The 23,577-nt window shown below is 62.2% G+C and carries 19 protein-coding genes and 1 tRNA gene; 15 read left to right on the top strand and 5 right to left on the bottom strand.

All coding sequences use genetic code 11. The features are described 5' to 3' along the window. Positions 1–101 precede the first annotated feature (101 nt). Positions 102–563: a RidA family protein gene (locus tag NKJ13_RS22050; protein ID WP_352739984.1), complete on the top strand. Its 462-nt coding sequence runs from the start codon at positions 102–104 to the stop codon at positions 561–563. Positions 564–628: 65 nt separating this feature from the next. Here the strand turns inward: NKJ13_RS22050 and NKJ13_RS22055 are convergent, their stop codons facing one another. Together NKJ13_RS22055 and aceA are read right to left on the bottom strand one after the other, a co-directional pair. Next, positions 629–871, bottom strand: a complete 243-nt coding sequence (locus tag NKJ13_RS22055) for an SMc00767 family acetate metabolism repressor (RefSeq protein ID WP_352778332.1) — start codon at positions 869–871, stop codon at positions 629–631. Positions 872–941: 70 nt separating this feature from the next. Next, positions 942–2,231 carry an isocitrate lyase gene (gene aceA / locus NKJ13_RS22060; protein WP_352739982.1) on the bottom strand — a complete coding sequence of 430 codons (1,290 nt, stop codon included), beginning with the start codon at positions 2,229–2,231 and terminating at the stop codon, positions 942–944. 238 nt (positions 2,232–2,469) lie between these two features. On the opposite strand from aceA, the gene NKJ13_RS22065 reads away from it, so the two are divergent. The 7 genes from NKJ13_RS22065 to NKJ13_RS22095 all read left to right on the top strand — a co-directional run bounded on the left by NKJ13_RS22065 (position 2,470) and on the right by NKJ13_RS22095 (position 10,612). Then, a complete protein-coding gene (locus NKJ13_RS22065) occupies positions 2,470–3,921 on the top strand; it encodes a helix-turn-helix domain-containing protein (protein WP_352739980.1) in 1,452 nt (483 codons plus the stop codon). A gap of 196 nt (positions 3,922–4,117) precedes the next feature. Continuing rightward, positions 4,118–5,020 carry a DUF2167 domain-containing protein gene (locus tag NKJ13_RS22070; RefSeq protein ID WP_352778335.1) on the top strand — a complete coding sequence of 301 codons (903 nt, stop codon included), beginning with the start codon at positions 4,118–4,120 and terminating at the stop codon, positions 5,018–5,020. Positions 5,021–5,202: 182 nt separating this feature from the next. Beyond that, a complete protein-coding gene (locus tag NKJ13_RS22075) occupies positions 5,203–6,156 on the top strand; it encodes a DMT family transporter (protein WP_352739978.1) in 954 nt (317 codons plus the stop codon). Positions 6,157–6,507: 351 nt separating this feature from the next. Beyond that, positions 6,508–7,605, top strand: coding sequence for a polyamine ABC transporter substrate-binding protein (locus NKJ13_RS22080; protein ID WP_254819291.1), 1,098 nt, complete (start codon positions 6,508–6,510; stop codon positions 7,603–7,605). A 74-nt stretch (positions 7,606–7,679) separates the two neighbouring features. After that, positions 7,680–8,819, top strand: coding sequence for an ABC transporter ATP-binding protein (locus NKJ13_RS22085; protein ID WP_352739976.1), 1,140 nt, complete (start codon positions 7,680–7,682; stop codon positions 8,817–8,819). A 3-nt stretch (positions 8,820–8,822) separates the two neighbouring features. After that, positions 8,823–9,797, top strand: coding sequence for an ABC transporter permease subunit (locus tag NKJ13_RS22090; RefSeq protein ID WP_502899812.1), 975 nt, complete (start codon positions 8,823–8,825; stop codon positions 9,795–9,797). Beyond that, a complete protein-coding gene (locus NKJ13_RS22095) occupies positions 9,794–10,612 on the top strand; it encodes an ABC transporter permease (RefSeq protein WP_254819294.1) in 819 nt (272 codons plus the stop codon). Before NKJ13_RS22090 ends, NKJ13_RS22095 begins: the two co-directional genes overlap by 4 nt. Positions 10,613–10,630: 18 nt before the next feature. Here the strand turns inward: NKJ13_RS22095 and NKJ13_RS22100 are convergent, their stop codons facing one another. Then, on the bottom strand, positions 10,631–12,481 hold the full coding sequence (locus NKJ13_RS22100; protein WP_352508669.1) for an AsmA family protein: 1,851 nt from the start codon (positions 12,479–12,481) through the stop codon (positions 10,631–10,633). Between the two features lie 183 nt (positions 12,482–12,664). Here NKJ13_RS22100 and NKJ13_RS22105 point away from each other — a divergent pair, with 183 nt between their 5' ends. Then, the gene (locus NKJ13_RS22105; RefSeq protein ID WP_352688463.1) at positions 12,665–14,623 is read left to right on the top strand and encodes an acetoacetate--CoA ligase; all 1,959 of its coding nucleotides are present in this window, start codon (positions 12,665–12,667) and stop codon (positions 14,621–14,623) included. Between the two features lie 281 nt (positions 14,624–14,904). Here NKJ13_RS22105 and NKJ13_RS22110 read toward each other — a convergent pair whose 3' ends face one another. Beyond that, positions 14,905–18,651 (bottom strand): PAS domain S-box protein, encoded by a 3,747-nt coding sequence (locus tag NKJ13_RS22110; protein WP_352739974.1) that lies wholly within the window; start codon positions 18,649–18,651, stop codon positions 14,905–14,907. A gap of 252 nt (positions 18,652–18,903) precedes the next feature. On the opposite strand from NKJ13_RS22110, the gene NKJ13_RS22115 reads away from it, so the two are divergent. Together NKJ13_RS22115 and NKJ13_RS22120 are read left to right on the top strand one after the other, a co-directional pair. Continuing rightward, positions 18,904–19,362, top strand: a complete 459-nt coding sequence (locus NKJ13_RS22115) for a phasin (protein ID WP_254819298.1) — start codon at positions 18,904–18,906, stop codon at positions 19,360–19,362. Positions 19,363–19,700: 338 nt separating this feature from the next. Further along, positions 19,701–19,777, top strand: a tRNA-His gene (locus NKJ13_RS22120). 63 nt (positions 19,778–19,840) lie between these two features. Here the strand turns inward: NKJ13_RS22120 and NKJ13_RS22125 are convergent. Beyond that, on the bottom strand, positions 19,841–20,749 hold the full coding sequence (locus NKJ13_RS22125; RefSeq protein ID WP_352739972.1) for a LysR family transcriptional regulator: 909 nt from the start codon (positions 20,747–20,749) through the stop codon (positions 19,841–19,843). A gap of 136 nt (positions 20,750–20,885) precedes the next feature. Here NKJ13_RS22125 and NKJ13_RS22130 point away from each other — a divergent pair, with 136 nt between their 5' ends. The 4 genes from NKJ13_RS22130 (at position 20,886) to NKJ13_RS22145 (ending at position 23,564) form a co-directional block, all read left to right on the top strand. Further along, positions 20,886–21,638 carry an SDR family NAD(P)-dependent oxidoreductase gene (locus NKJ13_RS22130; RefSeq protein ID WP_352778337.1) on the top strand — a complete coding sequence of 251 codons (753 nt, stop codon included), beginning with the start codon at positions 20,886–20,888 and terminating at the stop codon, positions 21,636–21,638. Positions 21,639–21,729: 91 nt separating this feature from the next. Beyond that, positions 21,730–22,458 carry an SDR family oxidoreductase gene (locus NKJ13_RS22135; RefSeq protein WP_352702126.1) on the top strand — a complete coding sequence of 243 codons (729 nt, stop codon included), beginning with the start codon at positions 21,730–21,732 and terminating at the stop codon, positions 22,456–22,458. Next, entirely contained in the window at positions 22,458–22,799 is a 342-nt protein-coding gene (locus NKJ13_RS22140) for an Atu4866 domain-containing protein (protein WP_352702124.1), read from the top strand. The genes NKJ13_RS22135 and NKJ13_RS22140 overlap by 1 nt, the downstream gene beginning before the upstream one ends. Before the next feature lie 510 nt (positions 22,800–23,309). Further along, positions 23,310–23,564, top strand: coding sequence for a hypothetical protein (locus NKJ13_RS22145; RefSeq protein ID WP_352475839.1), 255 nt, complete (start codon positions 23,310–23,312; stop codon positions 23,562–23,564). Positions 23,565–23,577: the final 13 nt, after the last annotated feature.

Genomic DNA, 23,577 nt, shown 5'->3' on the forward strand with positions numbered 1-23,577 from the left:
GATGAAGGCGAGGCAGGTCTGTCGCGAGCTTGTCGTATCGTCTCGGCGGACTACCCTTCCTCGTTGGCTAAGCACGTCTCTTTGATCGACGGGAGATGACAATGGAACTCGTGACTCACAAGAAATTCAAAAATGGCCGGTTGATGCCGTGGGGAAAGGGTACGGTCGTTACCGGCGCAAAGGGGTTTGTCTACCTTTCCGGAAACACCGCGACCGTCGAGGACTACGATCCGATCGGCAAAAGCGGCGGCGGCGCCGTCGGCGGTGCGGCCGCGCAGTGGCGCGAAATTCTCACCAACATCAAATCAGACCTGGAAGAGCTTGGTACTGCGCTCGACCATCTCATCAGACTGACCTTCTTTGTTAAGGGGCCATTTCCCGATGGCGGCGTTCTGAGCTCTCCCAATTTTCGCCTGCACGTCCTGGACGAATTCTTTGCCGAGCACTGCCCGAAGCACTGCAGCTACAACAACCCGCCGCCCTCGGAAGTTATCGGCGTTGCAGCACTTGCGCAGCCTGATCTTGTCATTGAAATCGTTGCACTAGCGGCTCTGCCGGACTAGGCAGAGCCGCGGCGTGCGGGGTGCGATAACATGCGCTCAAAAAAGGCGCGGTGCGGTAGAATTCATCAGTCGTGGCTCCGTTGCGTGACGATGACCGGGATCAGCAGGTCGCCCCAGTTGCCGTCGCCGCCATGGTGCCGTGCCGAGCGCACCAGTTCGACCGAGACGCCGGCCTCGACCGCCTTCATTACCGACTGATTGAGCCTGTGCAGATCGTTCGCTAGCATTCGGATGGTCGCCTGCTGGTCGACATTCATGCTGGTGGCCTGCTCTTCGGCCCGTTCCTTGACGCGGCTTACCGATGCCATTGGTCTTCTCCCTGTTTTGCCGTGCCTGTTGTGTTGCCATGCCAGTTTGGGCGTTCCCTCTGTTTGTCCGCTATTCCGCCGCCGGCCTGAATTGGGCGTGCTCGGTCGATCCATGCATGGCCGTGGTCGAAGACTGGCCACCGGTGATCGCCATCGAGACGGCGTCGAAATAGCCGGTGCCGACCTCGCGCTGGTGCTTGGTGGCGGTGTAGCCATTGGCTTCCGCGGCGAATTCCGCCTCCTGCAGTTCCGAATAGGCTGCCATCTGCCGCTCCTTGTAGCCGCGGGCGAGCTCGAACATGCCGAAATTGAGCTGGTGGAAACCGGCCAGCGTAATGAACTGGAACTTGTAACCCATGGCGCCGAGTTCCTTCTGGAACTTCGCAATCGTCGCGTCATCGAGATTCTTCTTCCAGTTGAAAGACGGCGAGCAATTATAGGCAAGCAGCTTGCCTGGATGATGCTTGCGCACGCCCTCGGCAAACGTCCTGGCCTGCCCCAGATCGGGCCTGGAGGTCTCGCACCAGATCAGGTCCGCATAGGGCGCATAGGCGACGGCACGGGCGATGCAGGGCTCGATGCCGTTGCTGACATGGTAGAAGCCCTCCGCCGTACGGCCGGCGCCATAATCGACGAAGGGCCGGTCGCGTTCGTCGATGTCGGAGGTCAGGAGCTTTGCCGCTTCCGCGTCGGTGCGCGCCACGACCAGTGTCGGCGTGCCCATGACGTCGGCGGCAAGGCGCGCCGCGTTGAGATTGCGGATGTGTGCGGCGGTTGGGATCAGCACCTTGCCGCCGAGATGGCCGCATTTCTTCTCCGAAGCCAGCTGGTCCTCGTAATGGACGCCGGCCGCACCCGCCTCGATGAATGCCTTCATGATCTCGAAGGCGTTGAGCGGCCCGCCGAAGCCGGCTTCCGCATCGGCGACGATCGGCGCGAACCAGGTGTCGACCGACAGCCCCTTACCTTCGCAAGTCTCGATCTGGTCGGCGCGCTGCAGGGTGCGGTTGATGCGCTTGACCAGTTCGGGCGCCGCATTGGCGGGATAGAGCGACTGGTCCGGGTACATGGCGGAAGCGGTGTTGGCATCTGCGGCGACCTGCCATCCCGACAGATAGATCGCCTTCAGCCCGGCCCGCACCTGCTGCATCGCCTGGTTGCCCGACATGGCACCCAGCGCGTTGACGAAATCCTCTTCATGGATGAGCTGCCACAGCCGGTTTGCCCCCATTTCGGCGAGGCTCTGCCGGATCTGCACCGAGCCGCGCAGCCGCTTCACCTCCTCCGGCGAATAGGGCCGCTCGATGCCATCAAAGCGGCCTTGCGGCGCCGACGGGACAAGGTTGTAAAAGTCGGTCATTGGTCACTCCAGGCGGGTTTGATGCCGGTTTTCGGATGGCGTCGCAGAGGGAAAAATGTGTGCGCCATGTGTGACATCATTTACACGCCGGCACGACGCAAGCGAGGTAAACCTCCAGATTAGCCAGAAAATAAGGGAAAACCTGTGTTGTGTTTGACTAATGGGAGCTGTAAATCTGTCATGATTGTAAAAGCCGCCGTGCCATCGGCGGATGTAAATTTCTGTCAAGGGCAGTCGATTGGCCGACCATAAAATCTTCGCCGGGCCGCGCATTCGTCGCATCCGCAACGCCAAGGGGCTAACCCAGACGGCGATGGCCGAAGGGCTCGGCATCTCGCCGTCCTATCTCAATCTCATCGAGCGCAACCAGCGGCCGCTGACGGTGCAACTGATCCTGAGGCTGGCATCCGTCTACAAGGTCGACCCGCACGAACTGCAAGGCGAGGCGCGGGGATCGGTCGCCGATTTGAAGGAAGTGTTTTCAGATCCGTTGCTGGCCGGCGAACTGCCGGGCGACCAGGAACTCGTCGAGCTTGCCGAGGCGGCGCCCAACGCTTCCGCCGCTGTGATAAAACTGTTTCGCGCCTATCGCGAGCAGGCTAAGCGATTATCGGATCTCAACGAGCTGCTCGCGCGCGAGGGCAAGGCCACCGCACTCTCCGGTGCCCGGCTGCCGATCGACGAGGTGCATGAGATTTTCGAACACCGGCCGAATCATTTTGCCGCGCTCGAAGAGGAAGCCGAGGCATTCACGTCGGTGCTCGATCCCGGCGACGATCTTTTCAGTGCGTTGAAGGCTTGGCTGCGGCGTGAATTCGGCATCGTCGTCAAGGTACTGCCGGTCGCCACCATGCCCAACTGGCGCCGTCGCTATGACCGTCACTCGCAACGCCTGTTCCTGTCCGAGCGCCTGTCGCCATTCGATCAACTGCGCGAGCTGGCTATGGAGGCCTGCCTGATCCGCATGAGCGTCGCTGTCGCCGCCGAGATCCAGGCGCTGAAGCTGACCACGGACGAAGCCCGCCGGCTGGCGCGTTTCGAGCTCGGCCGCTATGCCGCGCACGCTCTGATGATGCCCTATCAGCCTTTTCACGCCGCTGCTGTCCGCACCCGCTACGACATAGACATGTTGCGGTCGCGCTTCGGCGTTTCCTTCGAGCAGGCGGCGAACCGGCTGGCCACGCTGCAGCGGCCGGGTGCGTCAGGTGTGCCGTTCTTCATGCTCGAGGTCGACAGTGCCGGCAATCGGTTCCGCAAGGCGGGCAGCCACGGCTTTCCGCAAAGCCGCTTCGGCGGCGGCTGTCCGAGGCTGCCGGTCCATGCCGCCTTCGCCCAGCCCGGCCAGATCCTGGTCGAGGCGGTGGAAATGCCCGACGGCGCAGCGTTTCTCTGCATTGCCCGCACGCTCGAGGGGCCGCAGGGCTCGTTTGCCGAGCGGCCGCGCCGCACCGCGCTGCTGCTCGGCTGCGACATCGGTTTTAGCGACGAGGTCGTCTATGGAGCGGCGTTGCCGAGGCCAGCCGCCATCGGCAAGACCGGACAGAGCGCCACGGCGACGGCGACGCCGGTCGGCCCTGCCTGCCGGCTGTGCGAGCGCATCGGCTGCCTCGCCCGCGCCGAGCCACCCGTTACACGCCCGCTCGGCCTCGATGAGATGGTGACGGGGCTGTCGGCATTCGATTTTCAGTGATTCGGCTCCAGCAATATTGCGGCTGAATCTTCGACCGAAGAACCTCATCTGTTCCTGCAGCGGCAACCAGTAAGCTGGTTGGCAGCTGCCGGCCAAAATATTGGTTCGGCCAAAATATTGATTCAGCCGAATATTGATTCAGCATTGACAGTACGGTATCAAAAAAAAGAACTGCGCAACGGTCGGGGGATCAATGATGGGCAGGACTGTTTTTTGGCTTGGCTTGGCGCTCGCGTTTTCGGTGGCCGATCCCGCATTGGCTGAAAAGTCCTCGGATTTCTTCAAGTCCTATCAACAGTATAATGATGCCGGCAAGGCGTTCCTGGACAAGATCGATCCGAAGACCGGCGCGATAAATCTTGCCGAAGGCATCCATCTCGATCTCAAGGACAAGTTCTATTTTCTGGACAAGAAGGACACGCTCTCCGTCCTCACCGAAGCCTGGGGCAATCCGCCCGACTCTGGTTCCGATGCCCTCGGCATGATCTTTCCAGTCTCCCATGATCCCATTGCCGATAACAATTGGGGGATAGAGCTGCGCTGGGAAAAGATTGGTTACGTCGACGACAGTGACGCCGCGTCCATCGATTACAATGAACTGCTGCGCAACATGCAGTCAGACACTCTGTCCGGCAACGATCAGAGGGTAAAGGACGGCTACGCGCCCATTACGCTGATCGGCTGGGCGTCGCCGCCGGTTTATGACGCGGCCCACAAACGCCTGCACTGGGCCAAGGAGCTGCAATTTGGGAACGATGCCGCCCATACGCTCAACTACGACGTCCGTTTCCTTGGCAGGGAGGGCGTCTTCGTGATGAGCTATATCGCGACGGTGGAACAATTGCCGGAGATAAGGCAAAGCCTGGATGAAGTGCTTGGCCTCGCGGACTTCAACACCGGCAAGACATACGCCGATTTCGTGCCGGGCGTCGATACGGTTGCGGCGATTGGCGTCGGTGGCCTGATTGCCGGAAAGCTGGCGGCGAAAGCAGGTTTTCTGGTCGTGGCGCTGATCGCGCTGAAAAAGTTTGGCCTGCTCCTGCTGGTTCCGCTGGCCGGTCTCTGGCGCTTTATCCGCGGCAACAGGGGCACGTCCTAAAGCGATCGTCGACAGGTCGCCTCGGATCATCGCCGGGCGAGGGCGAGGCGCCCTCATCAGTGCGCCAAACGGAACATTGAACTGGATCACGCCCGGCCTTCTGCTTTGCGTTACGCGAATGAGGCACGTCTCTGTCGTCCATTGCCCGTCGTGCTGCTCCGAATTCGCCGACAGTCGCACCCATGACCGATACCGCATCATCTCCGGTTGCCGCCTCGCCGATCGTGTCGCCGCAAGGGGAACGCGTCGGTTTCCTGCTGGTATTCCTGTCGGCGCTGATGTGGAGTTTTGGCGGCACAATTGCGCGCTTCATCGACAACACTGACAGCTGGACGGTGGTGTTCTGGCGCTCAGTCTGGGCCGCTGCCTTCCTGCTCTGCTTCATGGTCTGGCGCGACGGCTGGCGTGGCACGCTGAAGCTGTTTCGTGGCATGGGCCTGGCCGGCCTTGCGGTGGCGTTCTGCTTCGCCACGGCGTCGACCTCTTTCGTCGTCGCGCTTGCCTATACCACCGTCGCCAACATCCTGTTGATGCAGGCCGGCGTGCCGCTTCTGGCGGCGCTGTTTGCCTGGGCGCTGTTTCGTGAACGGGTGGCGGTGGCGACCTGGTTGGCGATTGCCGCCGTCATTGCCGGTGTCGCCATCATGGTGTCGGAATCGCTCGATGGCGCGGTATCGCCGATCGGTGACGGGCTGGCGCTGCTCATCGCCGTCATGTTCTCGGTCGCCACCGTCATCACGCGCCGCTTTGCCCATGTGCGCATGACCCCGGCGACTTGCCTCGGCACGATGCTGGCGGCCGCCTTTGCGGCATCGCAAGCGTCGGCCCTCGGCGTCTCGAGCCACGACATGGGCTTTCTCTTTGCCTTTGGCGTGATCAATCTGGGACTCGGCCTCGCCTTCTTCGCCACCGGCGCCCGGCTTGTTCCGGCCGCCGTCGCGGCGCTGCTCGGCACGTTCGAACCGATCCTTGGCCCGATCTGGGTCTGGCTCATCCATTCCGAGATGCCGTCGGCGCGCACCATCCTCGGCGGTGCGGTCGTCGTCACCGCGCTGCTCGTCCATATCGGGCTCGAATTCAAGCGTCAGACGCGGCCCGCGCGAGCGGGCGTCACCGGTGTGCCGTCGCCTAATTGATGCAGCGCACGCGTCAAAGCGAGATGAACCATTGACAATGTCGCGGCCGCGCGGGCAGGCTGCGATCAGGCAACAACAAGACAGGCGTATCTTGCCAAGTCTCCATGCCGGCCGCATCGAGGCCGGACAACATCGTCGTCTCCCTGCCCGCGCCGTAGCGAAAGCTTCCGACGGCGCCGGAACACCAGCAACGCCACGCCAAGTCTTCGCTGTCGCCTCGTCGCCGAACCATAATGGCGCCGGCAATTCGCGCTTGTCGCCTGCCTGCAAGCCCAATACCCTGAAGCAAATGCCCAGCCGCGCGAACGCCGCGACGAGCTGGCGACGGAACACTCATCAAAGGAGAATAGCATGACCCGCAAAGCGCTCTGGCTTTCGGCGACTTCGGCGTTTCTGGCAGTTTTCACCCTAGGCGCGCATGCCGAGGATCGCGTCGTCAACGTGTTCAACTGGTCGGACTATATCGACAGTTCGATCATCGACGACTTCACCAAGGAAACCGGCATCAAGGTCGTCTACGACACTTTCGATTCCAACGAGATCCTGGAAACGAAGCTGCTCGCCGGCGGCAGCGGCTACGATGTCGTCGTGCCGAGCGGCAATTTCCTTGCACGCCAGATCCAGGCGGGTGTGTTCCAGAAGCTCGACAAGTCGAAACTGCCGAACATTTCCAATATGTGGGACACGGTCATGGAACGGACCGCCAAATATGATCCCGGCAACGAATATTCGATCAACTACATGTGGGGTACTGTCGGCATCGGCTACAACATCAAGAAGGTGCAGGCAGCGCTCGGCACCGACAAGATCGACAGCTGGGACGTGTTCTTCAATCCCGAAAGCCTGGCCAAATTGAAGGACTGCGGCGTCTATGTGCTGGATTCGCCGGCCGACATCATACCGGCGGCATTGAAATATCTGGGCCTCGACCCGAACAGCACATCGCCCGATGAGATCGCCAAGGCCGAAGAAACATTGCTGAAGGTCCGGCCCTATATCCGCAAGTTCCACTCGTCCGAATACATCAACGCTCTTGCCAATGGCGACATCTGCCTGGCGGTTGGCTGGTCGGGTGACGTCTTCCAGGCCCGCAACCGCGCCGACGAAGCCAAGCAGGGCGTCGAGATCGGCTACTCCGTGCCGAAGGAAGGTGCGCAGATGTGGTTCGACCAGATGGCGATCCCGGCCGACGCGCAGCATGTCGCCGAAGCGCATGAGTTCCTGAACTACATGATGAAGCCCGAAGTGATCGCCAAATCGTCGAACTATGTGCTCTACGCCAACGGCAACAAGGCTTCGCAGCAGTTCATCGACAAGGCGATCCTGGAAGATCCGGCGATCTATCCAGACGCCGCCACCTTGCAGAAGCTCTACACCGTCTCGCCTTACGATCCCAAGACCCAGCGCATCATCACCCGCACCTGGACCAAGATCGTCACTGGCCAATAACAATCTGACCAGGCCCCGGCCGCCGGCTGCCGGGCCCGCTTTCTCATGGGGCAAGCAGCAGGACGGAGTGGGACATGAAATCGCTTGGCAGCATCCGCAGGGATTTCGCGCCATGGAACGATCCGAACGCCAAGCCATACATCCAGTTCGACAACGTCACCAAGAAATTCGGTGAGTTCACGGCGGTCAACAACCTGTCGCTGACCATCTTCGAACGCGAATTCTTTGCCTTGCTTGGAGCCTCAGGCTGCGGGAAATCGACGCTGCTCAGGATGCTTGCCGGCTTCGAGGAGCCGACCGCCGGCCGCATCCTGCTCGATGGCCAGGATCTGCGCGGCATTCCGCCCTATCGGCGGCCGGTCAACATGATGTTCCAGTCCTACGCCTTGTTTCCGCATATGACGGTCGAGAACAACATCGCGTTCGGCCTCAAGCAGGAAGGCATGGTCAAGGCCGATATCGAAAAGCGCGTCGCCGAGATGCTGAAGCTGGTCAAGCTCGAGCAGTTCGCGAAGCGCAAGCCGCACCAATTGTCGGGCGGCCAGCGCCAGCGCGTCGCGCTCGCGCGCTCGGTGGCAAAGCGCCCGAAAGTCTTGCTGCTCGACGAGCCGCTTGGCGCGCTGGACAAGAAGCTGCGCGAGGAAACCCAGTTTGAGCTGATGGACCTGCAGCAGAATCTCGGCCTCACCTTCGTCGTCGTCACCCATGACCAGGAAGAGGCGATGACGATGGCCGACCGCATCGCCATCATCGACAAGGGCGAGGTGATGCAGGTGGCGACACCGGCCGAGGTCTACGAAGCGCCGGGCTCGCGCTTCGTCGCCGGCTTCGTCGGCAACGTGAATATGTTCTACGGGAGGATCGCGGCTGGCGAGGCCGGCAGCGCAAGCATCGATGCCGGCAACGGCATCACCATCCGAACCGAAAACGCCGGCAGTGCCGCCGCCGGGACATCCGTTACCTTCGCCATCAGGCCGGAGAAGATCAAGGTGTCCTCGACGAAACCCGCCGGTGCCGTCAATGCCATCGAGGGCGAGGTCTACGATATCGCCTATCTCGGTGACATGACCGTCTATCACGTCAGGCTGGACGATGGTCAGGTGGTGCGGGCAAGCACTATGAACGCGGCACGCCTCACCGAGGATCCGCTGAGCTGGAACGACCGCGCCTGGATTTCCTTCCGCCCTGACGCCGGCGTCGTGCTGACACGGTAGGGATTGATCATGTCCGCTGTCACTGCCGCAACAAGCTCTCCGGCAAATGCTGCCGGTAAATCCGCCCCGGCCAGGCTGAGCGCGGCTTTCGTCGGCCGTCTCGTCATTATCGTCCCCTATCTCTGGCTGCTGTTCTTCTTTCTTGTCCCCTTCATCATCGTCTTCAAGATTTCGCTGTCGCAGACGGCGATCGCCATGCCGCCCTATACTCCGGTGCTCGATTTCCGCGGCGGCATTTCGGGGTTCATCTCGGGGGTTGGCGCGCTCAATTTCGACAACTACACGTGGCTGACGCAGGATGCGCTCTACTTCAACGCCTATGTGACGAGCGTCGTCGTCGCCGCCATCTCGACGGTCCTGACATTGCTTGTCGGCTATCCCATTGCCTATGGCATGGCGCGCGCTCCGGCGACGATCCGCCCGACCTTGCTGATGCTGGTGATCCTGCCGTTCTGGACCTCGTTCCTGATCCGTGTCTATGCCTGGATCGGCATCCTCAAGCCCGAAGGCCTGCTCAACCAGCTGCTGCTCGCCAGCGGCATCATCAGCCAGCCGCTGATCATCCTCAACACCTATACGGCTATCTTCATCGGTATCGTCTACTCCTATCTGCCGTTCATGGTGCTGCCGCTCTATTCGTCGTTGGAGAAGATGGACCATACGCTGATCGAGGCGGCGAAGGATCTCGGGTGCCCGCCGACCAGCGCCTTCTGGAAGATCACCTTTCCGCTGTCGCTGCCCGGCGTCATCGCCGGCTGCCTCCTGGTGTTCATTCCCGCCGTCGGTGAGTTCGTCATTCCCGACCTGCTCGGCGGCTCGCAGACGCTGATGATCGGCAGGACGCTGTGGAACGAGTTCTTCGCCAACCGTGACTGGCCGGTGTCGTCCGCCGTTGCTGTCATCCTGCTGCTGCTGCTGATCGTGCCGATCATGATTTTCCAGCGGGCCCAGGCGCGTGCTCAGGAGCAGGACCAATGAACGCCACCTGGAGCCGCTTCAACGTCATTTCGATCGTGCTCGGCTTTGCCTTTCTCTACCTGCCGATCGTCCTGCTCGTCGTGTTCTCTTTCAACGAGTCGAAGCTGGTCACCGTCTGGGGCGGCTTCTCGACGAAATGGTACGTCTCGCTGTTCCACAACCGGGGTCTGATGGACGCCACCTGGGTGACGGCCCGGGTCGGCGTCATCTCGGCAACCGTGGCGACCGTGCTCGGCACGCTGGCGGCGCTCACCTTGACACGCTACACGCGCTTTCGCGGCCGGCTTCTGTTTTCGGGCATGGTGTTTGCGCCGCTGGTCATGCCCGAAGTCATCACCGGCCTGTCGCTGCTGCTGCTCTTCGTCGCCGTCGGCCTCGACCGCGGCTTTCTGACGGTGACGCTTGCCCACACCACGCTGACCATGTGCTTCGTCGCGGTGGTGGTGCAGTCGCGCCTGATCACCTTCGATCGGTCACTGGAAGAAGCCGCGATGGACCTCGGTGCACCGCCGGTAAGGACCTTCTTCCAGATCACGCTGCCGGTCATCATGCCGGCGATCGTCTCCGGCTGGATGCTGGCCTTCACGCTCTCGCTCGACGACCTGGTTATTGCCAGCTTCACCTCGGGTCCCGGCGCCACGACACTGCCGATGAAGATCTACAGCCAAGTTCGCCTCGGCGTGACGCCGGAAATCAACGCCGCCTGCACCATCCTGATCGCCGTTGTCGCCGTCGGTGTGATCATCGCTTCGCTTGTCAACAAGAGCCGCGAAGTGCAGCGCCAGCGCGACGAGCAGGCCGCGCAGCGCGGTTGAAGCTGCTGCTGCTGCTGCTTACTCTCCCGAAACGCCGCGGCTTATCGGCGAGATGAACGGCGTGCTCCACGTGCCGCCGACGAAGAACGACGACTGATTGGGTCCCTGGGCGTTCGTCTGCGTGGCAGCCTGGCTCGGCCGGACGATGCCGCCGGACAGTGCCAGCCCGCGTCCGGCATAGGATGCAATGCCGGAAAGCCAGATCTTGTATTGCGCGGAATTCACCTCGGCCTTGTCGATGCGTGCCACGCCGTTCGAAATGCTCGCCTTGAGCTCTGCCCCGTCGATCGGCAGCGTTCCGTCCGAGACGTCGTCCAGCGCGAAGAATCCGCCCTGTTCGGTGTGCTTGAGGAACGCCGGCAGGTTAAGCCGGCTCAGCGCACCCGCGCCGAACGTCGCGGACAGCGAGCCATTGGCGTTTTCGAAAATCGAGTCCCAGGTTCTGCCAGGCCCCTTGAGGATGACCGAAACGGTTCCAGTGCCGATCGGCACCAGCCGTGTCATCCCGGCCGCGGTGCCGAAAGCGCCGCCGTCGATATCGGAAGCAAGCAGCCGGATCTCGACTTCGGTGCCGGCGGGCTTGCGGTCGAAACGGACGCTGCTCTGGACGTTGCCGCCAAAGGCGGATGCATCCGAGATGTCGAAGACGGCAAGGCCGTTCTTGACCTGGGCGGTGGCGGCGACCTCGGCAAGCTGGATGGCGCCGGCCGTGGCATGCGCCGCCGACAGCCTGAGATCGAGATTGATCCGGTCGGCGAAGCTCGTATCGATTTCGCCCGGATCGGTGCCGCCGGCCGATGGCACCGGGGCAAAGGCGGAAAGAAATGATCTGAGGTCGAGCGTATCGAAGGCAAGTGTGCCGGAGATCACCGGCAATGCCTCGCCGTAGGTGAAGTCCAGCGCGCCCATTCCGGGGTTGTTGTCGAGGGTCAGGGCGGTGTTTTCGAATTTGACGCGCCCGGCCGTCGCCGTGATCTTGCTTGAAACCGAGATCGAGCCGATTGCCGCACCGGGCGCGATGCCGGCCTGCGACCATTCGAGCACGCGTCGGAGCGAAGGTGCGGCGAATTTTGCCTGGCCGTCGAAATAGCCGTTTTCCGACATGCTGGCGCGGCCGTCGAATGAAAAACTGGCCGGCGCCGCCTTGAAGGAAAACGTGACCGGTGCTGTGCCGCCACCAAACAACACAAGCGGGTTCGGCGATGCGGCGTCGATGGCAACACTTTCGCCGCGCCATATCCCGGTCGCCGACAGCGTCGCATTGCTGTTCATCGCGGCCCAGTTCGCCTGGCCGCTCAGGCTGCTCAATATCTCCTGGTCCTTGTCGCCGATGGCAGCCACCACGCGGCCGTCCCTGAACTCGACTGTGCCGAACGGATCTGTTGGCAGCTTGCCGAGATCCGGCTTGGCGGGATTTGTGTTGATCACCGCGCGGGCAGCATCGATCGAACGCGTAATGCGCCCGCCGCTGGGAATCGCAGGCAGGAAAAACCCGCTCGCGGTACGCTGAACCCGGATCGTCGGTCGTACCAGCCGCGCCGTCGAAAACACCACGTCGCCACGCAGCGCCGCCATCGCCGAGAGGTCGACCTCGACCCGTTCGGCTTCGACCACGGGCGGCGCATCCGTCTCTGTCCATTGCGACAGCGTCACGTCGCTCAGGATCGCCCGGAAATTCGGCCAGACCTCGATGCGCGGCGCGCCGTCGATGGTGACCCGGAAACCGCTCCAGGCGCTCATTTCCCATGCGATGCGGTCGCGTACGATGCGGGTCGAGGCGATCAACGGCAAGGCTGCGACGACCAGCGCGATGACGATGACGGCTGCGCCGATCGCCCATATTCCGCGTCGGATCAAAGGTGATGGCATATCGCCCTGTATGCTTCCATTCCGACAAAATCGCCCGACGGGTGTAACCGACGGCTGACGCATTTCAAGTCTTTATGGCCCGGCGATGGCATTTGCGCACACCCTGACCGGCGCGGTCCAACAAAATCTTGCTCTGCTGCATCGCGATATTGCATAAGCGATGCAGCCTGCGGAGGAACAATGATGGCTGACGACGCACCGCTCTGGATCCCGACGCAAGAGCAGATCGACGCGGCGCCGATGACCGCCTTCATGAACGCCGCGGCGAGCATGGCCGGCGAGTCTTTCTCCTCCTATGCCGACCTGCATCGCTGGTCGATCGATGACCGCGAGACCTTCTGGAGCTTGGTCTGGGACTTTTGTGGCATCGTCGGCGACAAGGGCGAACGCGTGCTGATCGATGGCGACAAGATGCCCGGCGCGACCTTCTTCCCTGATGCGAAGCTGAACTTCGCCGAGAATCTCCTCAAGAAAACCGGGCTTGGCGACGCAATCGTCTTTCGCGGCGAGGACAAGGTCGAGCGGCGGCTGTCCTGGAACGAGCTGCATGCGCTGACCTCGCGCCTGCAGCAGCTTTTCCTGTCGCTCAAGGTGAAGAAGGGCGACCGCATCGCCGCGATGATGCCCAACATGCCGGAGACCGTTGCTGCGATGCTGGCGGCCGCCTCGATCGGCGCGGTCTGGTCGTCCTGCTCCCCGGATTTCGGCGAGCAGGGGGTTCTCGACCGGTTCGGCCAGATCGAGCCTGTCGTGTTCATCGCGCCGGACGGCTACTGGTACAATGGCAAGGCGATCGAAGTCGCCGACAAGATCGCGGCCGTGGCGGGCAAGCTCGCCACCGTCCGCAAGGTCCTCATTGTCGACTATCTCGGCACCTCGCTCGACGTCGCGGCGACCATCGGCAAGGCGGCTGCGCTTGAAGAGGCGCTGTCACCCTTTGCCGCCAGGCCTGTCAGCTACGAGAGGCTGCCGTTTTCGCATCCGCTGTACATCCTGTTTTCGTCCGGCACGACCGGCATCCCCAAATGCATTGTCCATTCGGCCGGCGGAACGCTGATCCAGCACGTCAAGGAAGAACGGCTGCATGCCGGCCTGCTCGACGGCGACCGCTTCTTCTACTTCACCACCTGCGGGTGGATGATGTGGAACTGGCTGGTGTCGGGCCTGGCGTCGGGCGCCACCTTGCTGCTCTACGACGGCTCACCCTTGTACCCGGACGGCAATACGCTGTTCGACTTCGCCGATGCCGAGAAGATGACGTATTTCGGCACCTCGGCCAAATTCATAGATTCCGTGCGCAAGGCCGGCCTCAAGCCGATCCGCACGCATGATCTTTCCAGCGTGCGCGCCATCTCCTCGACCGGCTCGCCGCTATCGCCGGAAGATTTCCGCTTCGTCTACGAAGGCATCAAGAAGGACGTGCATCTGGCTTCGATTTCCGGCGGCACCGATATCGTCTCCTGCTTCGTGCTCGGCGTGCCGATCGAACCGGTATGGACCGGCGAGATCCAGGGGCCTGGGCTCGGTCTTGCCGTCGATGTCTGGGACGATGACGGCCGGCCGCTCCGCCAGGAGAAGGGCGAGCTCGTCTGCACCAAGGCGTTTCCCGCGATGCCGCTCGGCTTCTGGAACGACCCTGACGGCAGGAAATACCGAGCCGCCTATTTCGAACGGTTCGACAATGTCTGGTGCCACGGCGATTTCGCCGAATGGACCGCCCATGGCGGCCTGATCATCCATGGCCGTTCCGACGCCACGCTCAATCCGGGCGGTGTCAGGATCGGCACGGCGGAGATCTACAATCAGGTCGAGCAAATGCCGGAAATCCTCGAAGCACTATGCATCGGCCAGGATTTCGACAATGACGTTCGCGTGGTGCTGTTCGTGCGGCTGGCGGCAGGCGTCGAGCTCGATGCCGAGCTGGAAAAACGCATCCGCGCGAAAATCCGCATCGGGGCGAGCCCGCGCCACGTGCCGGCCAAGATCGTCGCCGTCAGCGATATTCCGCGCACCAAATCGGGCAAGATCACCGAGCTCGCGGTACGCGACATGGTGCATGGCCGCGCCATCAAGAACAAGGAAGCGCTCGCCAATCCCGAAGCGCTCGAGCTGTTCCGCAACCTGCCGCAGCTTGCCGACTGACCCGGGATCCAAGGCGGGAGCCGTTTTGAGGTCTCAGGTATCGTTAACAAATTATCTCTTCGGAATTTACCTAGATTTCATGAGTGGTACACATTGGTAAATTTTCCGGCGTGCCGGTAAGGATTTGTTAAGGCCCGGCATCGATAGTCGTGCGTAACTTGAGGGAGAAATCCCGTTCCTCTTAGCCCCGAGAGGATCTGATTCGCTCAAGCCCCGTTGTGACAGCAATCCTATCATTCAAGGCGTCCTGTTGGACGCCTTTTTTCTTTGCGCAACCATAGCTAACCGGCGAGCACACGGGTCGAGGGAAAGGCGACTTCGACCAGGGTTCCCTCGCCGGGCGTCGAGTTGATGGTGAACCGGGCCCGGTTCGCTTCGACCATCGCCTTGGTCAGCGGCAACCCAAGACCGGTGCCGTCGCCGCGGCCGCGCTTCAGCGCATTGATCTGCTTGAACGGCTTCAGCGCCTGCTCGATCTCGGACGGGCTCATGCCGATGCCGGTATCGCGCACGCGCATGACGACATCGCCGGAGAGCTCGTAGGCCGTCGACACGATCACCTGGCCGCCGGCCTGCGTGTAGCGGACGGCGTTCGACAGGATGTTGAGCGCGATCTGCCGAACGCTGCGCAGATCGGCCACCACTTCCGGCAGCCGGGAGGCGAAGCTGGAGCGGATGATGACGCGTTCCCGGTTGGCTTGCGGCTGCATCATCGCCACGGTTTCGGCCAGCGTGTCGTTAAGCGACACCGCCTCGTAGGCCATCTCCTGCTGGCCTGCCTCGATTTTCGAAATGTCGAGCAGGTCGTTGACCAGATCGAGCACGTGGTTGCCCGAACGGTTGATGTCGCGCAGATAGTCGCGATAGCGGTCATTGGCCACCGGCCCGAATTTCTCGTCCACCATCAGCTCGGAAAAGCCGATGATAGCGTTGAGCGGCGTGCGGATCTCGTGGCTGATGCGGGCCAGAAAATCGGTCTTCTGCGACGAGGCGCGCTCGGCGACCGCGCGCGCCTGGGTCAAGTCCTCTTCGGCCCGCTTCCACTGGGTGATATCGCGCACCACCGCGCAGAAGCCGCTGTCGTTGGGCAGCCTGCCGATGGTCATGAACAGCGGAATGAAACGCCCCTGCGCCTCGCGCCCGATCACCTCGCGGCCATCGTTCATCACGCTTGCAACGCCGGGCTCCGACAACCCCTCGAGATAGTCACGCGCCGCGCGCTGGCTTTCGATCGCAAACAGCGAGACGAACGGCTTGCCGGTCACCTCGTCGCTGTCGAAGCCGAATAGCGCTTCCGCCGGACGGCTAATTGAACGGATCGTTCCGTTACGGCCGATCAGCACGACGCCGTCGGTGGCGGTGTCGATGATGGTGCGCATTTCGGCAATGCGCGCCTTGAGCTCGGAAACATCCGGCTGCGTTTGGTCGTCGGCAGCGCCATGCGGAATGGCTGCTGCTTCGTCGTCGCCGGAACGGCGTACGACCAGCATCAGCGCCTTGCCGTTCCCCCACGGGACGGAACGCAAAATTGCGTCGATCGGAAACTCCTGACCGTCGCGCGTCTTCAGCCGCAATGCGCGGTCGCCGCCCTCCGAACTGCCGTCGTCGGCATAAGGGTCGGCAAACAGCGCGCCGAGCCCGCCGGCCTCGTCCAGGGCGTTGAGCGTCGCATAGCCTGTCAAGCCGAGGAATTCGTCGTTCGCGTAGTGCAGTTGATCGCCGGAATGGATAAGCACCGGCACCGGCAGCTTGCCGAGGATCGAGGTATCCGGCCCCTTGTTGTCCGCTCCGGCAAACGCCGACGGCACGAAGCCGCCGAGTTTGAGCGGTGGTGCCTGCGGCCGCTCGACGGGCGGCACCTGGCCGGCAGCGTCGGCTGCGCTGTCCTCGGACCAATCCTCGCTGTCCTCGGCGTCACGGAAATCTTCGGCCGTCATGCTATCGTCGTCGCCATCCCGCGGCGCTTCGGCGACGATCGTTCGACCGTCCGTGCTGGGCTCGTCGCCTTCCTGCGCTTCATCGCTGGGTTCGCGGTTGGCATAGTCGAGCAGCGATCCGGAAACAGGGCGAGTGACGGGTTCGCCGGCTTGCGCCTCTGCTACAGCCTCATATGGCTGCTCGCCGTCGAGCCGGGCGAGGTCCTTCTGGTCCTCGGCATCGGCCTCGGGCGGTTCGGCGGCAGCCGCCCCGCTTTCCGGACCTGGTTCCGGCATCTCACCCTTGTCCGTCGGGCCGGCTTCTTTCAGCTTTGGCTCGTCGGCATTGCCGGCAGCCTCGACTTTCTCAGCCGGCTTCTGCTTTCCGGCGCTGGGCTGTTCTTCGGCCGGGGTGCTGTCCTTCTTGAGACGCTCGCCAATCTCGCGAAACGCGCTGCGTTCCAGCGTCGACAGGCCCTTGTCGTTGGCCGGCTGCCGGTGCTCGGCCAGCCGGATCACCTTGTCGGCAAAGCGCCGCTCGGGCTTTGGCACGATGGTCAACGCCGGCACTTCGCCCCTGAACGGATCGGCGGGTTTCGGTGTCGCCGGGGCAGGTTCGACGGCTTCCGGCCCGACGCTCGCGGCGGGCTTTTCCTCGGCGACAAGGGCCATGCCGACGGCATCCGGATCGACCACCGCATCGCCGCTCCTGGCGACACCGAAACCGCGAAAACCTTCGAAAACCCGGCTGCGGCTGTAAACCGGGAGCGCCGCCAGATCGACGGGTATCTTCAGATCGGTGCCGGCGACCGGCCACAGCACGGAGCGCCCGGACCAGGTGTCGCGCCGTTCGAGCAGGCCGGCAATCTCGCCAGAAGCATCAAGGCCATAGGCGGCCGAAACATCCTCGAAGCGGCGGCCGATCACGTCGGCGGCAGGCCTGCCGACAAGCTCGGCAAATTCCGGCGACAGGGCGCTGAACCGGCCCTCCGCGTCGGTACGCCAGACGAAACGCATGGGCGCGGCGGTGCGATCGATCGCCGAAGCGCGGCGTTCGGCCGGGGAGGCGGCTTTGGTGGCTTTTGCGGCGCTTTCCGGCGAAGTATCCGCGCCGGCCTGCGAAGCGTCCGGGCTGTTCTCGGCTTTGCCGGACGCAGCTGCCCCGGGCGGGACCTGCGCGTCGTCGCCGGCATTGAAGTACCAATGATCATGCTGCGTCGGCGTTTCGCCAACCGTGTGTTGATTGTCAGCCGCGTCGACAGCTTCGTGCTCCGCCGATGCTGAGGTGCCTTCCATCGCTGCAAGGTTGATCTCCGCCGCGCCCATCCTGGCGATTGGCGGCTCGTTGTCTTGGCCCGTCGGCTGGGGAAGATCGCCACCGCTCGGTGCCGCTGCTGCTTCGCTGCCGGTTTCCCCCCCGGCGCGCTCGCCATCAGGGGCCCCGCCGTCGAGCCGGTCCTCGTCGATCACCACCAGCAGATGCCGCTCGTCCGTCAGCCGGGCAAGGCCCGCCGGATAGGAGCTGGATCCACCCGGGACCAGGCGCTTGACGATGCGGTCGCTCTCGTTCGCCACGTCGGCGACAAGCGCGGCCAGCGTCTCAGGCCGGATGCCGAGTGCCGAAAAGCCGTCCGATGCGGCGTCGATATTGCCCTTGGCGTCGACAAAGGCGATGTAGTGGCCGTCTTCCGTAAAACCACCGATGGCGCGATCGGCGATCTCGGCCGCACTGCGCGAGCCGGTCTGCGCCGCCGGCAGCGCCAGCATGATTGCTTCCTCTCCATCGGGCATGGTCACTGCGCTGGCCAGGAAGCCGACCGCGCGGCTGGTCAGGCCGGTCGCCAGCCGAACCGTGATGGCACGGTCGCGGCCGATCTGCGGAAAACCGCTGGTTGCCATGATCTGGCGCCTGGCGATCAGCGGCAAACCTGCCGAGGCGCCGATGATCGCGCCGATGTCGGGATAGCCGAATACCGCTGCGCCGGGGCCGTTGGCCCAGATCACCTGCTCGAGATCTGCCGACAGAATAGCGATCGCGTCGCCTGCGGCGAAGCGCAGGCGGACCGCGTCGAGCACGGCGACATCGAGGAAGGAGTAGTTTTCAGCCGGCATGCGTTTGGCGACCCTCACAGAGCGGGCAATTTGCGGTTAACGCTTTGTTAATAAAAGTCGACGGCGCGAAGGTCCACAAGTCATAGCGTGCAACCAATGGAATCTCTAGGCGCGTGGTTAACGCCACGAACAAATAATATATGGTGCGATGCAACAAACATGTTGCAATGCACAAAAATTGCCTTTATATTGCCATGATACATGAACGAGACGGCTTTTCGTCAAAGCCGCTGCCGCTGAAAAGGATGGAAAATGTCCAGGACCAAGACCGCTGAAACGATCGAAAACGTTGAATTCCCGAGCTTCGACGCTTCCAAGGCCACTGACCAGATCCGCGCTTTCGCCGAAAAGGGCGTCGAGCAGTCGAAAGAGGCCTATGCCAAGCTGAAGACCGGGGCCGAGGAGACCCAGAAGGCTCTGGAGTCGACCTACGAGACCGCCAAGTCCGTTTCCAGCGACCTGTCGCTCAAGACCATCGCCGCCCTGCGCGCCAATGCCGAAGCCGGCTTCTCGCATTTCGAAGCGCTGATCGGCGCCAAGTCGCTGTCGGAAGTCGTCGAGTTGCAGACCGCTTTCCTGCGCAAGCGCGTCGAAATGACCGTCGAGCAGGCCAAGGACTTCCAGGCGGTTGCTGCCAAGGCGGCCGAGGACGTATCCAAGCCGATCAAGACCGCCTTCGAGAAGGCCGTGAAAGAAATCAAGATCGCCTAATATTTGCACATAGTCTAACGATGCATCAAAAGGTCGCATTTCGTCAGACAAATAGATGTGCGATATAGTGGTTTAAGTGAATACCCGGCGAGTGGAACCTCCTCCCTCTGCTCACCGGGGTAACCAGCCAGCACCTCCTCCCGCTGGCTCGTAACAGGAAAAGGCCGGCACCTCCTCCCGCCGGCCTTTTCTTTGTCCGGCGGAAAATGACGCGATGCCGGAGCGAGCTTTTGCCTTGCCAAAAGCCTTGAATTAAACTCCGATAGCCCGTATGGACGCATCGCCGAACGACAGAGCGGGTCCCGAACGTTTCATCTCGATCCCGCTCTGGCAAACGTGCCGTTGTAGCTCAGATGGTTAGAGCGCCGGATTGTGGATCCGGAGGTCGCTGGTTCGATCCCAGCCAACGGTACCATCACCTTTCAGCTACACTTCTGACCGGCAAAATACTGCCAAAGCGGTCTTATGACCGGTCGCCTCACCGACGGGCCCGCGCCTGACGCGCGCCGCGCAGGTGGTCCACGAGGGCTCTCAGCTTCGGCGCGACATTCCGTCGGCTGGGGAAATAGAGATAGAAACCAGCAAACGGCGGGAAATAGCCGTCGAGGATTGGTACAAGCTCGCCGCGGTCGATCCAGGGGCGGAATGTATCCGCCATGCCGAACGTGATCCCGGCGCCTGCAACGGCCAGCCGGATCATCAGCCACATGTCGTTGGTCGTGATCTCGGGCGCAACCGCCACGTCGAATTCGCGCCCGTCCTCGCCAAACTCCCACCGATAGGGCGAAACTCCCGGCGCCGGCCGCCAGCCGATACAGCGATGAGCCACAAGCTCGCGCGGATGGGCGGGTGCTCCGAACTTTTCGAGATAGCGCGGGGCGCAGACGGCCATCTGCCGCTGATCGCCCGATACCGGCACGGCGATCATGTCCTGCTCAATCACTTCGCCGAGCCTGACTCCGGCATCATAGCCTTCGGCAACGATGTCGAATTCCTCGTCTGTCACCACGATGTCCAGATGCACCTCGGGAAACGTTTCTGCAAAGGACGCCAGCAACGGTCCTGACAGAAAGGTCTCTGCGATAGACGAAACCGCGATCCGCAGGCGGCCGCGCTGGCGGTCCAGAAACTCCGTGGTGGCTTCGACTGCCGCGTTCACGTCGGCGATCGCCGGTGCGACGCTCGCCAACAGGCGCTCGCCCGCTTCGGTCAGGTTGACGCTGCGTGTCGTGCGCTGCAGCAATGCGATGCCCAGACGCTGTTCAAGCCTGAGGATGCTCTGGCTGACCGCTGAGCGCGTCACGCCCAACCGGTCCGCCGCAGCGCGAAAATTGCGTTCCTCGGCCACCGTGACGAAGACGGCAATTGCATTGAGATCGATGTCCATTGGTTAGCAAGACTTATCTTAGAGGTTAACAATGGGCGGCTTATCGCGACAATGCCCTGGCTCTATCTCTGTCGCAACGGCAAGAAGGCTTGATCCTCCCGATCCAAGCCGAAGCCGACCGATAAGGAGATATCCGATGACATCACTCCCTTCCTCCTGGGACCTGGATGGAAAAGTCGCCCTCGTGACCGGCGCGGCACGCGGCATCGGTCGCTGCACGGCGGAGCTGCTGCGTGCGCGCGGTGCCCGGATCGTGGCAAGCGATCTCAGCGACACCGTACGCGAATTGGAAGCCGAGGACGTGGCAACCCTGGTCGGCGACGTCGCCGACGAGGATCTGGCCCGACGCTCGGTCGAGCTCGCGGCGAAGCGCTTCGGACGCCTTGACATCGTCGTGAACAATGCCGGTCGCACGCTCAACAAACGTCTGACGGAGACCTCGGTCGACGACTACGACCGCATTCTGCAGATCAACGCGCGCGGCAGCTTCGTCACCGCCCGTGCCGCTGTGGAACTGATGGCCGCCGGTGGTGGCGGCGCGATCGTCAATGTCTCATCGATCTCGGCCGTCGCGGCCTTCGAGACGCAGGCGGCCTATGCCTCCTCCAAGGCGGCTGTCGCACAGCTGACCAAGGTAATCGCGATCGAATATGGGCGAATGGGCATTCGCTGCAACGCCGTTGCCCCTGGCGTGATCGAAACCGACATCATGGAAGGTGTGGTGGACAATGGCCGGGAGATGCTGCGCAGCTTCGGCAACGCGCATCCAATCGGCCGGATCGGCCAGCCGCAAGAAGTTGCCGAGGCCATCGCCTTTCTTGCCTCGCCGGCATCCAGCTTCATCACCGGGGCGTTGCTTCTGGTCGATGGCGGCTACACCGCCCAGTGATCCCCTATAAAGCCGGCGCGCCGCGGGAGCTCATCCGCACGCCATCCCTTCACATCGTGAAATAATCACAAAACCAAAAGGATCGTCTACGATGACCATGAACAAAGTTGTTCTGATCACCGGTGCCTCCAGCGGCATCGGTGCTGGCATCGCCCGCGAACTTGGCGCGGCAGGTGCAAAGCTGATGCTCGGCGCGCGGCGCACCGACCGCCTTGAAGCGCTTGCGGCAGAAATCGAGGCGGCTGGTGGGACGGTTCGCGTGCGAGCGCTCGACGTCACCAAGAGGGCGGACGTCGCGGCATTCGCCGATGCCGCGCGGGCCGAATGGGGCCAGGTCGATGTCATCGTCAACAATGCCGGCGTCATGCCGCTGTCGGCCATGGCAGCCATGAAGGTCGACGAGTGGGAGCTGATGGTGGACGTCAACGTCAAGGGTGTTCTGTACGGCATCGCGGCGGTGCTCCCTGAGATGACGGCACGTGGCTCCGGGCATATCATCAATATCGGTTCCATTGGCGCACTGGCCGTCTCGCCGATGGCTGCCGTCTATTGCGCAACGAAATACGCTGTCCGCGCGATTTCCGATGGGCTCCGCCAGGAGAGTGACGATATCCGGGTAACCTGCATTCATCCCGGCGTGGTGGAAAGCGAGCTGGCGAACACGATCTCCGACGAAGCCGCTGCCGCCGCCATGAAAACCTGGCGTGCTATTGCCCTGCAACCCGATGCCATCGCCAGGGCAGTGCGCTACGCAATCGAACAGCCCGACGATGTCGACGTCAACGAGATCGTCGTTCGTCCGGCGAAGGCGGCGCATTGATGCCATCCACTTTGACCGCGGTGCTTACGGGTATTGCCCTTGCTGTAGCTCCAACCGGCCTGACCCTTCCTTCAACTCCAATTGCAGAGGAACCAATGACGCACCACAATCATCCTTACGTCGGACTTTGGGTCACCGAGGATCGCCATATCAGGCACGAACTCCTGCCGAACGGCCGTTATGACGAAGCGCGCGGTGACCGCGAGAGCGCCTATCAGGGACGCTACGAAGTGCAGGGCAACCACATAGAATACTGGGACGATACGGGCTTCACCGCGGATGGTGAGTTCGTCGAAGGCGTCCTCAATCATGCCGGCATGATCCTTTACCGCCAGCGATAGAGAGCCACCCTGAGACAAGCACTTCAGGGTTCCACAAGACGCTATTGCATGCCTTGCATGAGGCGCTCGGCAGCTTGCACTGCAAGGCCGGTCACACCACATCTCTCCCAGCAAGCGCGGCGGAAAGAAGCAGGACCGCGAGCGGAGTCGACATTGCAAATGGTTGTCACTATATAGCGGCGGCTTTGACGGCTCGCCTTTTACGTCGTGCCAGCGAGAGCGCGGTAAATGTGCTAGCTATTGTGACATCTATTGTGATCTAAAACGGCTTGAAAACCGAAAAAAAGCAAATAGAATCAATAGCGCGGGTCGAACGAGTTTCCTCGAGAGAATCAGTCCTCAAAAACCAGAACGTGCTCCTTGAACCCTCCATTCCCTTCGGCTCTGTGGACCTCGGACAAGTTCGGCTTGCCGGGCGAAGCAGACTCGGCTCGAATGGCAGCACGCATCTTTTCGAAGATGCCGACATTTATGATTACCAATCGGCATAGCCGCTAGGGAAACAGCAGTATGAGTGAACACGCGATCGAGTTCTTGCGCGGGTGGATTGGCGAAAAAGTCCACTGCCAGCCCTCGCCAGCCAGAATCGAGAAGCAGGCCGAGACCCTCGCCAGGGAATGCGCGGCCAAGGCTGCCGAAGCCGGCATACCCCTGGAGGATATTCAGGAAGAGGTCGGCGACATTCAGGAGCTCATTGCTTCGAGGCTCGAAGAGGCGGCCGAGGCCGAGCAGGACGAAAAGAATTCGAACAAGCCCGCCGAGTAATATGCTTAGGAAC

The sequence above is a fragment of the Mesorhizobium sp. M0174 genome, from assembly GCF_040322275.1.
GTDB lineage: Bacteria > Pseudomonadota > Alphaproteobacteria > Rhizobiales > Rhizobiaceae > Mesorhizobium.